General features: G+C 68.4%; 11 protein-coding genes. 7 read left to right on the plus strand and 4 right to left on the minus strand.

Going from position 1 to position 11,974, the window contains the following annotated elements; all coding sequences use genetic code 11:
* Positions 1 to 49: 49 nt before the first annotated feature.
* The 3 genes from uraH to CS062_RS14535 all read left to right on the plus strand — a co-directional run bounded on the left by uraH (position 50) and on the right by CS062_RS14535 (position 2,626).
* Positions 50 to 403 carry a hydroxyisourate hydrolase gene (uraH, locus tag CS062_RS14525; RefSeq protein WP_099862331.1) on the plus strand — a complete coding sequence of 118 codons (354 nt, stop codon included), beginning with the start codon at positions 50 to 52 and terminating at the stop codon, positions 401 to 403.
* An 8-nt stretch (positions 404 to 411) separates the two neighbouring features.
* Positions 412 to 1,257: a xanthine dehydrogenase accessory protein XdhC gene (gene xdhC, locus CS062_RS14530; protein WP_099862332.1), complete on the plus strand. Its 846-nt coding sequence runs from the start codon at positions 412 to 414 to the stop codon at positions 1,255 to 1,257.
* A 118-nt stretch (positions 1,258 to 1,375) separates the two neighbouring features.
* Positions 1,376 to 2,626 (plus strand): urate hydroxylase PuuD, encoded by a 1,251-nt coding sequence (locus tag CS062_RS14535; RefSeq protein WP_099862333.1) that lies wholly within the window; start codon positions 1,376 to 1,378, stop codon positions 2,624 to 2,626.
* A 36-nt stretch (positions 2,627 to 2,662) separates the two neighbouring features.
* Here the strand turns inward: CS062_RS14535 and CS062_RS14540 are convergent, their stop codons facing one another.
* From CS062_RS14540 to CS062_RS14555, 4 genes are all read right to left on the minus strand, one after another.
* Complete coding sequence (locus tag CS062_RS14540) at positions 2,663 to 3,598, minus strand: sugar kinase (RefSeq protein WP_099862334.1); 936 nt, start codon at positions 3,596 to 3,598, stop codon at positions 2,663 to 2,665.
* Positions 3,599 to 3,628: 30 nt separating this feature from the next.
* Positions 3,629 to 4,426: a rhamnogalacturonan acetylesterase gene (locus CS062_RS14545; RefSeq protein ID WP_099862335.1), complete on the minus strand. Its 798-nt coding sequence runs from the start codon at positions 4,424 to 4,426 to the stop codon at positions 3,629 to 3,631.
* A 98-nt stretch (positions 4,427 to 4,524) separates the two neighbouring features.
* A complete protein-coding gene (locus CS062_RS14550; protein ID WP_099862336.1) occupies positions 4,525 to 7,554 on the minus strand; it encodes a TonB-dependent receptor in 3,030 nt (1,009 codons plus the stop codon).
* Positions 7,555 to 7,748: 194 nt separating this feature from the next.
* A complete protein-coding gene (locus CS062_RS14555) occupies positions 7,749 to 8,081 on the minus strand; it encodes a cupin domain-containing protein (protein ID WP_099862337.1) in 333 nt (110 codons plus the stop codon).
* A 216-nt stretch (positions 8,082 to 8,297) separates the two neighbouring features.
* On the opposite strand from CS062_RS14555, the gene kduI reads away from it, so the two are divergent.
* The 4 genes from kduI to CS062_RS14575 all read left to right on the plus strand — a co-directional run bounded on the left by kduI (position 8,298) and on the right by CS062_RS14575 (position 11,966).
* A complete protein-coding gene (gene kduI / locus CS062_RS14560; protein WP_099862338.1) occupies positions 8,298 to 9,134 on the plus strand; it encodes a 5-dehydro-4-deoxy-D-glucuronate isomerase in 837 nt (278 codons plus the stop codon).
* A gap of 36 nt (positions 9,135 to 9,170) precedes the next feature.
* The gene (kduD, locus tag CS062_RS14565; protein ID WP_259373110.1) at positions 9,171 to 9,941 is read left to right on the plus strand and encodes a 2-dehydro-3-deoxy-D-gluconate 5-dehydrogenase KduD; all 771 of its coding nucleotides are present in this window, start codon (positions 9,171 to 9,173) and stop codon (positions 9,939 to 9,941) included.
* Between the two features lie 97 nt (positions 9,942 to 10,038).
* Positions 10,039 to 10,926, plus strand: a complete 888-nt coding sequence (locus CS062_RS14570; RefSeq protein WP_099862339.1) for a carbohydrate ABC transporter permease — start codon at positions 10,039 to 10,041, stop codon at positions 10,924 to 10,926.
* Positions 10,923 to 11,966: a carbohydrate ABC transporter permease gene (locus CS062_RS14575; RefSeq protein ID WP_199174247.1), complete on the plus strand. Its 1,044-nt coding sequence runs from the start codon at positions 10,923 to 10,925 to the stop codon at positions 11,964 to 11,966. The genes CS062_RS14570 and CS062_RS14575 overlap by 4 nt, the downstream gene beginning before the upstream one ends.
* Positions 11,967 to 11,974: the final 8 nt, after the last annotated feature.

The following is an 11,974-nucleotide window of genomic DNA, read 5'->3' on the forward strand; positions in this document are numbered from 1 at the left end:
GAGTGTATACACTTTGCGGTTTCATTCCTCCCACTCCTTGAAGGCGCCGATGGGCAAGCTCACGACACATGTCCTGGACACGATGCATGGCAGCCCGGCGGCCGGCATGACCGTGCGGCTGTACCGGCTGGAAGCGGGCGGGCCGCAGCTGCTGCAGGCGCTGACGCTGAATGCCGATGGCCGCGCGAACGCGCCGCTGCTGGCGGACGAGGCACTGCGCGCGGGCCGCTACCGGCTGGTGTTCGAGGTCGCCGCCTATTTCCGCGGCCGGGGTGTCGAGCTGCCGGAGCCCGCCTTCCTGGACGAGGTCCCGCTGGACTTCGGCATCGCCGATCCGGCAGCGCATTACCACGTGCCGCTGCTGGCCAGCCCCTGGTCGTACTCGACCTACCGGGGCAGCTGAGGCTTCCGATGCGGTCCTGGCAGATCCTGGCCCTGAGGCTCGCGCGCGAGCCGGCGGTGCTGGTGCGCGTCGAGACGCTGCAGGGCAGCGGTCCGCGGGAGGTCGGCGCCTGGATGGCGGTCACCGCGTCGGAGGTGGTGAACACCATCGGCGGCGGCCAACTGGAATTCGATGCGATCGCCAAGGCGCGCGCGGCCCTGGCGACGGGGCGGGTGATCGAGGCGCGCCAGCGCTTCGCGCTCGGGCCGTCGCTGGGCCAGTGCTGCGGCGGCGTCGTGTGGCTGGGCTTCGAATGGCTGGACGCCCGCTCGATCGCCGGGCTGGCCGAGCGCCTGGGCGACCAGCGCGACTGGCGACGGATCGCGCTGTTCGGTGGCGGCCATGTCGGCCGCGCGATCGTGGACCTGCTGGCGCGGCTGCCGGCGCAGGTGCACTGGATCGACAGCCGCGAGGGCATGTTCCCCGAGCCGCTCCCCGACAACGTCCGCGCCGAGCAGTCGGAGCCGGTGCAGGGCGCGGTGCCGACGCTCGCGGCCGGCTCGCAGGTGCTGATCATGAGCTTCAGCCATGCGGAGGACCTCGACATCCTGGCCGCCTGCCTGAAGCGCCAGCGCGAGGCCGGCGACCTGCCGTACATCGGCCTGATCGGCAGCAAGAGCAAGTGGGCGACCTTCCGCCATCGCCTCGAGGACCGCGGCTTCACTGCCGACGAACTGGCGCACGTCACCTGCCCGATCGGCATCCCCGGCATTCCCGGCAAGCAACCCGAGATGGTCGCGCTGTCCGTCGTCGCGCAGGTGATGCAGGACCGCCCGGTCGCTCCCTTGCCCGCTCGCCGGAGCGGGCAGGGGTGAGGGTCTCTGTATACACTTCGCCCCTTGACGTCGCCGCGGCGCCCAGGTTTTCTCAGCGCGACGCTTGCCGGTTCACAGCGCCCGCAGTGGTGGTCCGGAACTTGCTCAACGTTCGTTGATGGACAGCTACCTGCTTGACTGGGCCAATCTGCTGCTGCGCTGGCTGCATGTGATCGTGGCCATCGCCTGGATCGGCGCCTCCTTCTATTTCGTCTGGCTGGACAACCACCTGCTCAAGCCGCAGGCCGAGGACCTGAAGGCCAAGGGCGTGGATGGCGAGCTCTGGGCGGTGCATGGCGGCGGCTTCTACAACCCTCAGAAGTACATGGTGGCGCCCGCCAACCTGCCGCGGGAACTGCACTGGTTCTACTGGGAGAGCTACTGGACCTGGATGAGCGGCTTTGCGCTGTTCGCGCTGCTCTACCTGTTCAATGCGGACACCTACCTGATCGACAAGCGCGTCCATGACTGGAGCGCCGGCGCCGCGGTGGCCGCGGCGCTGGGCTTCCTGGCCGGCGGCTGGATCGTCTACGACCAGATCTGCCGCCGCTTCGGCCGCAAGGCCGATGGTTCGATCGGCAACGACGGCGTGGTGCTCGGGCTGGTCGCCGTGGCGATCGTGGCCGCGGCCTGGGGCGCGAGCCAGCTCTTCGCCGGGCGCGCGGCCTTCCTGATCACCGGCGCGACCATCGCCACGATGATGAGCGCCAACGTCTTCTTCTGGATCATTCCCGGACAGAAGCAGGTGATCGCCGACATGCGGGCCGGCCGGCCGGTGGACCCGGTCCATGGCCAGCGCGGCAAGCAGCGCAGCGTGCACAACACCTACTTCACGCTGCCGGTGCTGATCGCGATGCTGTCCAACCACTACGGCATGCTCTACAGCCATCCGCAGAACTGGCTGGTGCTGGTGCTGCTGATGCTGGTGGGAGCGCTGGTGCGGACCTGGTTCGTGAAGCGCCACAAGGGCGTGGACGCCTGGCCGCTGCTGGTGGCGGTGGCGATGCTGCTGGCGGTGCTGATCGCCTGGCTCGCGCCAACCCCGACGATGGTGCCGGTGACGGCGGCGCCGGCCACCACGGCCACCACGGCCACCGCAGCCAGCGCGGCCACCGTGGCTCCCGAGGACGGCACCGGCCCGGTGAGCTTCGAGACCGTGAAGCGCATCGTCGACGCGCGCTGCCTGGCCTGCCACAACGCGGCCCTGGCGCCCAAGCGCATCCAGTTCCACGAGCCGCGGCTGATCGAGCAGCACGCGGCCGAGATCTACCAGCAGGTGGTCGTGCAGAAGAGCATGCCCCTCAACAACGCCACCGGCATCACCGACGAGGAGCGGGCCACGCTCGGGCGTTGGTTCAAGGAGCGCTGACCGCCTGCGATCCAGGGCCCGGTCGCAGGCTCGGGTTCAGCGCAGGTCGTCCATCGTTTCGATCGGGATGATCGCGCCCGGATGCTGGATCACCCGCGCCGCCACGCGATTGCCGAAGATCGCCGCGCTCGTCGCGTCCGCGCCTGCCAGGCGCCGCGCCAGATAGCCGCCCGCGAAGGCATCGCCCGCGGCGGTGGTGTCGACGACGCGAGCCACAGCCTCGGTCGCTGCCTCGGTCCACCGTTCGGGCGCCTGCGCGCTCCGCACCAGCGTGGGCGATGCGCCACGCTTGATCAACAGCTCCGGCGACGGCAGCGATCGCGCGTGGGCGAGGGCGGCCTCCAGGGTGTCGAGGCCCGTCAGTGCCTGATGGTCGTCCGCGGTCACCAGCGCGATCGTCGCGAGCGAGAACGCACGGTCGAAGGCGGCACGTGCCGCGGATCGATCGGGCCAGAGACGCGGCCTGAAGTTGTTGTCGAAGATCACCTGGGCGCCGCGCTCGCGCATCGCGGCCATCAGCGCATAGAGCCGCTCGCGGCCCGCGGGCGGAAGGATCGCCAGCGTGATGCCGCTGAGATAGAGCGCATCGAAGTCGGCGGCCTGCGCTTCGAGCGGACTCACCGGCGCGTCGAAGTAGGCCTTGGCCGCCGCGGTGTCGCGCCAGTAGTGGAAGCTGCGCTCGCCGGCGCCGTCCAGCTCGATCATGTAGAGACCGGGCATCCGGCCCGGCAGGCGCTGCACGAGCCGCGTGTCGATGCCCTGGTCGTGCCAGCGGTCCAGCAAGCCGGTGCTCAGGCCATCGTCGCCGAGCGCGGTGGCATACGACACCTCGATGCCGGCCGCGGCACCGCAGCGCTTCAGGTACACGGCGGTGTTGAAGGTGTCGCCGCCGTAGCCCAGGGTCATGGCGCCGAAGGCCTCGCCCTTGAGTTCCAGCATGCATTCGCCGATCACGGCCACGCGCTTGCTCATCCGCTTCCTTCGTTGTTCCTGCTGCAAGGCTCATCGCATCCAGCGCTTGAGCTCCGGCATTGTGAGGGCCAGCTGGTCGGCCACCATCGATGAAAACACCTGCGCGCCCTTGGGGCCCAGGTGGGTGCGATCGAAGACCGGATTGGCCGCGCCGGCGCGCTCGGGCGCGGAGGCGCCCAGCGCGGGCGCATCGATCGGCTTCGGTGCCATCGCCAGCGTGTCGGCCTCGGTTTCCCCCATCGCCTGCACGGCGGCGTGGCTGACCGCGTTCAGGTCGATCACCGGCACGCGATGCTCGGCGGCGACGCGGATCGTCGCGTCGGCCCAGGGACGCAGTGCGTTGTCGAGCCGGCCCTGGGTGTCGAAGCTGCGCCGCGTGAGCGGCGTGAGCATCACCAGGCGCGCGCCCGTCGGCGCGAGGTCGTCGATGTAGCGGGCCAGGTTGGCGGGGAACTCGGTCTGCAGGTCGGTCGAGCGGCCCGGCTTGCCCGGCTGGTCGTTGTGGCCGAACTGCATCAGCACCACGTCGGTCTGTCCGGCCGGCCGGGCCCGCAGCAGCGCCATCACCTGGTCCCAGAGGCCCTCCGCGCGAAAGCTCTTCGTGCTGCGTCCGCCCTTGGCCAGGTTGAGGCAGCTCACCTCGGGCTGGAAGCGCGCGCACAGCGCGTCGCCATAGCCGCTCTTCGTGGCCATCGTCGAATCCCCGACGAGGATCACCCGCAACGCCGATGGCGACGAGGTTGCCGCCCGTGCCGGTGCCTGCGCCTCGGCCCGTGTCTGCGCGATGACCGCCACGACGACGATGGCCGCGAGCCCTGCCTGCTTCATGAGTCCTCCGTGGTGATGCGACCGGAACGCGGCATGGGGGTCCGCGAGAGATCCCCCATGCCGCGAGGAGCGTCGGCCCCCGGCCTCCCGCCGTCAAGTCAGAACTTGTAGCTCGCTCCCAGCAGGTACTCGCGTCCAGTCACGTGATAAACGACGGGACTGTTGCGGGCGCGGCTGATGAACTGGTCGTTCGCCTCGTTGGTCAGGTTGACGCCTTCCAGCGTGATCGTGAGCCGGTCGTTGACCTTGTAGGAGATCGACGCATCCACGTTGAGCGTGGCGTTCTTGCCCTCGACGTCGTTGTTGTTCTGCCCCGGCACCCGCGTCAGGAAGGACGAGCGCTTGGAGGCCGACACCCGCGCGCTGAAGGTGTCGTCGTCGTAGTACAGCGTCGCGTTCCACGACTTGGGCGACATGTTGAGCAGGTCGTCGGTGATGGTGGCGTTGCTGGTCGGCGAGACCAGGTAGGTGATCTTGGACTTCACGTAGGTGTAGTTGAGCACCGTGCCGAAGTTGCGGCCCCACGACGGCAGGAAGGTGAACGGCTGCTGGTAGTTCAGCTCGATGCCGCGCAGCTTGCCCCCCGGGGTGTTGATCGGCGTGGTGAGCTGGAAGACCTCCTCGCCGGTGAAGTTGGACGGCAGCAGCGACAGCGGCAGGCCGGTCTGGTTGTACGGCGCGTTGGTGCGCAGGCTCTGGATGTAGGTGTCGATGTTCTTCTGGAACAGGCCAACGCCGATGAAGGCGTTGCGGCCGAAGTACCACTCCAGGCTGCCGTCGAAGGTCTTGGCGCGGAAGGGCTTGAGGTAGGGGTTGCCGGTGGTGATCGACAGGGTGCCGGTGGTGCTGATCGTGCCGCCCGGATTCAGGTTGCCCAGCTGCGGACGGGCCATCACCTTGGCCGCGGCGAAGCGCGCGATCAGGTCCTTGGTCAGGTTGGCGGAGACATTCAGCGCCGGCAACCAGTCCTTGTACTTCTGGCCGATGACGACCTCGGTGCCGCCGCCGGTGGCCAGGTAGCCGGTGGCTTCCTGCTCGGTGACGACGTAGCGCACGCCGACGTTGCCCTGCATCCGCAGCCCCAGCAGGCGGCCCTCGAAGTCGGCCTGCAGGAAGCCGCCCCGGTCGCGCTCCACCACCGCGCGGTTGTTGCCGCGCGCATTGCCGTTGGTGATCGAGGACAGGGTGAAGTCGCCGGGTCCGCCCGCGGGGCCGCTCTTGAGGCAGTTGCAGTAGATGTCGTAGGCGGCCGCGATGGCGTTGAGGTCGGGAATGACCCAGGACGTCGGCGTGCCCGCCGGCAGGCTCAGCCCGCGACCGAAGTTGTTCAGCATCGTCGTCAGCACGCCCGATCCGGCCGCCGGCGAGAAGATCGTGTCGTTCTGGTTGATGCGGCGGAATTCGTAGGTGTCGAAGCTGTACTTCTTGTAGTCGTAGCCCGCCTTGAGGGTCAGCGCATCGGGCAGCACCTCCCACGCCAGATCCAGGTGGGCGATGTCGTTGCGGTTGTTGGCGCCCTGCGGCCGGATGCGGACCTCGCTGGTGGTCGTGTTGGCCACCGTGGTCGGCTGGGTGCCGGTGGTGACCTGCGGCACGCCCACGATCTGCAGCGCGCCGTTCTGGACCGTCGGATCGAAGGGGTACTTGATGGTCGGCAGCCGGTCGTCGTTGCGGAAGTCCAGCGTGTAGCCGTTGACGTTGAGCGCATCCAGGGTGACGGTCGTCTGCACCGGGTTGCGGAACTTCGAGTCGGCGCGACCCACCTTGGCGTTGAGCTTCAGGTGGTCGGTGAGCTCCTGCTCCAGCGTCAGGCTGGGCTGGCGGAAGGTGGTGGTGAGCTCGTCGTAGCGCGACTCGGCGCGGACGTCGACGCCGTTGAAGACGCCGTACTGCAGCGCGCCGTTGGGCGCGTACTGCGCCTCGACCACGCTGGTCTGCGGCTTGCCGCCCTGGCTCGCGGTGCGGCTGAAGGAGATCGCCTCGAGGAAGTCCTCGCGCCGCGTCGCGTCCAGCTTCGAATACAGCATGTCGAAGGTGAGCAGCGTGCGGTCGGTCGGCTTGAACTGCACCGAGCCGGTCAGGCCCAGCCGGTCCTGGTCATGGGTGAGCCGGCCGTAGCGCGGCAGACGGGGGTGGAAGTTGTCGGCGCTGCTGGCCAGGCTGTAGGCGGCGCTGGCGCCGGCGGACGCCGGCAGGCGCGGCACGCCTTGCGCGGCCGGGCCGCAGGTGGCCGCGGTGGTGGCCGGATTGGCCGGCGTCGTGCCCTGCGGCGAGCACCAGCCGCCCGACGACGGCCCGTTGTCCCAGCGCACCGTGGAGAAACCTTCCTCGAACAGTCGGCGCTTCGAGTACGCGCCGGAAACCAGCACGCCCAGCCGCTTGTCCAGGAAGACGTCGCTGATCAGGAAGGCGGCGCGGGGATCGGTCTCGCGTGCCAGGTCGTTGTAGCGCGCCTTCACCGAGGCGGTGATCACCCGCTTGTTGAAGTCGAACGGCCGCGCCGCCTGCAGGTCCACCGTCGCGCCGAGCGAGCCTTCGTCCACTTCCGCCGAGCTGCTCTTGCGCACGGTGATGGTGTTGAACAGCTCCGAGGCGAAGACGTTGAAGTCGAAGCCGCGCGAGCGGTTGGCGCCGCCGGAGCTGTCGGTGCCGCCGGTGGTGGCCAGCGCCTCGATGCCGTTGATGCGCACCCGGGTGAAGTCGGCGCCCAGGCCGCGCACCGTGATGTTGCGGCCTTCGCCGGCGTCGCGGTCGATCACCACGCCGGGAATGCGCTGCAGCGATTCGGCCAGGTTGGTGTCGGGGAACTTGGCGATGTCCTCGGCCTTGATGACGTCGACGATGCCGCGGTCCTGGCGCTTCGCATTGAGCGCGCTTTCCAGCGACGCGCGGATGCCGGTGACGACCACCGTCTCGAGCGCCTTGTCGGTGGCGGCGGCGGAGGCGGCCGGCGTCGCGGGCGCCGGAGCGGCCTGGTCCTGGCTCCAGGCGGGCAGCGACAGCGTCGCCGTGCCCAGCAGGCAGGCGGCGAGGCGGGTCAGGCGGGGTGTCGGCGGCGCGGCGCGGCGCGCGCGGCGCTGAGGGTCGGACGAGGACGTCCCGAGGCGAGTCCCATGACGGTGGGGCATGACGTTGTCTCCAAGGTGCTTCTGCGGCCGCGGGCTCGGGATCGTGGCCCTCGCTCTCGCGGCATCGGTCGGTCGCGGGCGCACGCAGGGCGCCGGCAGGTCGGGAGCGGCCGTCGCTGCAGTGCGATCGCCGCCTCGGTACTGCGGATGTCTGCGATCCGCGCCGCGCGCGGACCCTGGGGGTCAGGTCGGGATCAGAGGTAGTCCCCGCGCCGCGGCGAGAACTGGTCCAGCAGCGTGCTGCCGGGCTCGAGCGCGACGACGCCATGCGTCGTCAGCCGCGGCGCGACGAAGGCGTCGCCGGGCATGAGGGTGCGCTTCACGCCGCCGACCTCGCAGGCGAAGGAGCCGCTCAGCACGAAAGCGATCTGGTCATGCGCGTCGTGCGCATGCGGCGTCCCGATCGCGCCTTCGTCGAACTGCACCAGCACCGACATCAGCTCCGGCGTGTGACCGACGATCTTGCGGCGGATGCCGTCGCCCAGCTCGGTCCAGGGCTCGGCGTCGTTCAGGAAGTACGGATTCATCGGGGCGGTCTCCTCGCGATCTCCACAAGCGCCGGTGCGCCTGGCGCCGGGAGGCTCCCGGCCGTCGTTGCGGACAACTATAGCGAGGAGACGAAAAAATGAAACAGCGGTTCACTACATAGAAACCATAGTTCCGGGAAAGTCCGCAGGCCCGTACGCTTCGCTCCCATCAGTCCCGGGAAGCCCCCGAGGACGGCCCACCGCACCGAGGAAGACATGGACATCCGCCAACCCATCCACAGCGAGCACGCCCGCACGCTGGACACCGAAGGCCTGCGCCGCCAGTTCCTGGTCGAGGACCTGTTCCAGCCCGATCGCGCGACGCTGACCTACAGCCAGATCGACCGGATCATCGTGGGCGGCATCATGCCGGTGACCCAGCCGGTGACCTTCTCCGCGGAGCTGGGCAAGCACACCGGCACCGACTACTTCCTGCAGCGCCGCGAGCTGGGACTGATCAACATCGGCGGCGCGGCCCGCGTCTTCGTCGACGACACGCAATACGAGATCGGCCCGCGCGAGGCGCTCTACATCGGGCAGGGCGCGAAGATCGTCGAGTTCAAGAGCGTCGACGGCGCCCACCCGGCGAAGCTCTACTTCAATTGCGCGCCGGCCCACACCGCCTATCCGACGCGCAAGGTCACCTTGGCCGAGGCCTCGCCCGAGACGCTGGGCGCGCCGGAGACCAGCAACCGCCGCACCATCTACAAGTTCCTCGTGCCGGACGTGCTGCCCACCTGCCAGCTGCTGATGGGCATGACGCAGCTGGAGCCGGGCAGCCTCTGGAACACGATGCCGTGCCACCAGCACGACCGCCGCATGGAGGTCTATTTCTACTTCGACATGAAGGCCGACGCGGTGGTGTTCCATATGCTGGGCGAGCCGACGCAGACCCGCCACCTGGTCGTGCGCAACGAGCAGGCGGTGATCAGCCCGAGCTGGTCCATCCATTCCGGCGTCGGCACCCAGGCCTACACCTTCATCTGGGGCATGGTCGGCGAGAACCAGGTCTTCAAGGACATGGACCACGTGCCGATGACGACGCTGCGCTGAAGCGCGGCGCCTCGCGGTCCCACCCCGATCAAGGGAATGAACGAGATGATCCTGGACAACTTCCAACTCGATGGCCGCGTGGCCATCGTCTCCGGCTGCAACACCGGGCTGGGACAGGGCATGGCGGTGGCGCTGGCGCAGGCCGGCGCGCACATCGTCGGCGTCAACGTGTCCGACCCGGTCGAGACCCGGGCCGAGGTCGAGCGCCTGGGCCGGCGCTTCCTGGACCTGCGCGCCAACCTCGGCGACATCAGCTGCATCGAGGGCCTGGTGGCCGAGGCGAAGTCGCTGACCGGCCGCGTGGACATCCTGGTCAACAACGCCGGCATCATCCGGCGCGAGGATGCGATCCGCTTCAGCGAGAAGGACTGGGACGACGTCGTCGACCTCAACCTCAAGACGGTGTTCTTCTTCTCGCAGGCGGTGGCCCGGCAATACCTCGCGCAGGGCGGCGGCGGCAAGATCATCAACGTGGCGTCGATGCTGTCCTTCCAGGGCGGCGTGCGGGTGCCCTCGTACACCGCCAGCAAGAGCGGCGTGATGGGCATCACCCGGCTGATGGCCAACGAGTGGGCGGCCCATGGCATCAATGTCAACGCGATCGCACCCGGCTACATGGCCACCAACAACACCGCCGCGCTGCGCCAGGACGAGAGCCGCAACGCCGCCATCCTGGACCGCATCCCGGCCGGTCGCTGGGGCGTGCCGGACGACCTGGCGGGACCGGTGGTGTTCCTCGCCTCCAAGGCCTCGGACTATGTGAACGGGTATACCGTCGCGGTCGACGGCGGCTGGCTGGCGCGCTGAGGGCCGGGCCCGACCCCACGCCAACCCGACCCGACACGAGTACCGGCGCGACGCGGCCCGCAGAGGCCGCGCGCGCCCGCCGACGGAGACACGGTGCATGTACGAGAACAAAAAGCTGGGCTTCCTGTTCGTCCTGCCGTTCGTGCTGGGCGTGCTGCTGTTCAAGCTCTTCCCCTTCGTGATGAGCTTCGCGCTGAGCTTCACCCAGTACGACCTGATCGACCCGCCCCAGTTCGTGGGCCTGCGCAACTATGAGGAACTGGCCACGGCGGATCCGCTGTTCCGCAAGTCGCTGGGCGTGACGCTGCTCTTCGCGCTGCTGGCGGTGCCGCTGCGGGTGGGCTTCGCGCTGTTCATCGCGCATGTGCTGAATTTCAAGCTGCGCGGCATCAACTTCTTCCGCGCCGCGTTCTACATCCCGTCCATCCTCGGCGGCTCGATCGCGGTGGCGGTGTTGTGGCGCTTCGTGTTCGCGAAGAACGGGCTCGTCAACCTCGTGCTGATGAAGCTGGGCCTGGAGCCGATCGCGTGGCTCGCCGACGAGCATTACTCGATGTGGACCATCGTGCTGCTGTTCACCTGGCAGTTCGGCTCGGCAATGGTGATCTTCCTGGCGGCGCTGCAGAACGTGTCGATCTCGCTCTACGAGGCGGCCGAGTGCGACGGCGCCAGCAAGGCCCAGCAGTTCTGGAAGATCACCGTGCCGCTGATCACGCCGGTGATCTTCTTCAACGTGATCATGCAGATGGTCCACGCGTTCCAGGAGTTCAACGGCCCGTACATGATCACCGAGGGCGGCCCGCTGCACTCGACCTACGTGCTGGCGCTCTACATCTACGACCAGAGTTTCCGCTTCTTCAACCTGGGCTACGGCGCCGCGCTGTCATGGGTGCTGTTCGCGCTGGTGGGAGGACTGGCCGCGCTGTCCTTCTGGAGCTCCAAGTACTGGGTCTTCTACTCCGGCGAGAAGGAGGCGAAGCGATGAGCCGCCCTCCGATGGCGCCGAGCGCGCCGCCCAACGCCGCGTCCGCCTCACCGCCCAACGGCACGCTCCACGCCCCACCCACCATCACGCCCAACGCCACCTCCACCACCACGCCCAGCGCCACGCCCAACGTCACCGCGGGCGCCGCACTCCCTCTCCGGCTTGCGGAAGAGGGCAGGGGTGAAGGTCCCACGCTTGTCCTCGGTCGCGACCGCGGCAACCGCCCGCTGCGCTACCTGGCGTTGGCCGCGGTCGCGATCGTGATGCTCTATCCGTTGCTGTGGCTGATCGGCGCGTCCTTCAAGAGCAACGCCGAGATCTTCAGCTCCGCCGGCTTCTGGCCGGACCGCCTGGACTTCGGCGCCTACGCCAAGGGCTGGAAGACCAGCACCGAATACACCTTCGCCACCTATTTCCTGAACAGCTTCCTGATCACGATCCCGCGCATCGTCGTGACGGTGATCTCCTGCGTGCTGGTGGCCTATGCCTTCGCCCGCTTCGAGTTCTGGGGCCGAAAGCTGCTCTTCAGCATCATGATCGCGACGATGATGCTGCCGCTGATCGTGCTGCGGCTGCCGCAGTACCTGGTGTTCCGTGAGATCGGCTGGCTGGACTCCTACCTGCCGCTGATCGTGCCCTCGGCCTTCGCGACGGACACCTTCTTCGTCTTCATGCTGGTGCAGTTCCTGCGCGGCATCCCGCGGGACATGGAAGAGGCCGCGCAGATCGACGGCTGCAATGCGCTGCAGCTGCTGTGGCACATCATCGTGCCGCTGCTCAAGCCGGCCATCATCTCGGTGATCGTCTTCCAGTTCATCTGGACGATGAACGACTTCATGGGCCCGCTGATCTACCTCGCCTCGGTCGAGAAGTACCCGGTGTCGCTGGCGCTGAAGATGAGCATCGGCGCGACCGAGGAGGTCGAGTGGGCCAACGTGATCGCGATCTCGGTGGTGGCGCTGATCCCGTCGGTGGCGGTGTTCTTCGCCGCGCAGAAGCATTTCATCGAGGGCGCGACGTCCTCGGGTGTCAAGGGCTGACAAGGACA

Origin of the sequence: Roseateles chitinivorans, from assembly GCF_002761755.1 — a bacterium.
Taxonomy (GTDB): Bacteria; Pseudomonadota; Gammaproteobacteria; order Burkholderiales; family Burkholderiaceae_C; genus Roseateles; species Roseateles chitinivorans.

Excerpts from the sequence above, each read along its gene's own strand:
- uraH (WP_099862331.1), top strand. The coding sequence starts at position 50 with ATGGGCAAGCTCACGACACATGTCCTGGACACGATGCATGGCAGCCCG.
- xdhC (WP_099862332.1), top strand. The coding sequence starts at position 412 with ATGCGGTCCTGGCAGATCCTGGCCCTGAGGCTCGCGCGCGAGCCGGCG.
- CS062_RS14535 (WP_099862333.1), top strand. The coding sequence starts at position 1,376 with ATGGACAGCTACCTGCTTGACTGGGCCAATCTGCTGCTGCGCTGGCTG.
- CS062_RS14540 (WP_099862334.1), bottom strand. The coding sequence starts at position 3,598 with ATGAGCAAGCGCGTGGCCGTGATCGGCGAATGCATGCTGGAACTCAAG.
- CS062_RS14545 (WP_099862335.1), bottom strand. The coding sequence starts at position 4,426 with ATGAAGCAGGCAGGGCTCGCGGCCATCGTCGTCGTGGCGGTCATCGCG.
- CS062_RS14550 (WP_099862336.1), bottom strand. The coding sequence starts at position 7,554 with ATGCCCCACCGTCATGGGACTCGCCTCGGGACGTCCTCGTCCGACCCT.
- CS062_RS14555 (WP_099862337.1), bottom strand. The coding sequence starts at position 8,081 with ATGAATCCGTACTTCCTGAACGACGCCGAGCCCTGGACCGAGCTGGGC.
- kduI (WP_099862338.1), top strand. The coding sequence starts at position 8,298 with ATGGACATCCGCCAACCCATCCACAGCGAGCACGCCCGCACGCTGGAC.
- kduD (WP_259373110.1), top strand. The coding sequence starts at position 9,171 with ATGAACGAGATGATCCTGGACAACTTCCAACTCGATGGCCGCGTGGCC.
- CS062_RS14570 (WP_099862339.1), top strand. The coding sequence starts at position 10,039 with ATGTACGAGAACAAAAAGCTGGGCTTCCTGTTCGTCCTGCCGTTCGTG.
- CS062_RS14575 (WP_199174247.1), top strand. The coding sequence starts at position 10,923 with ATGAGCCGCCCTCCGATGGCGCCGAGCGCGCCGCCCAACGCCGCGTCC.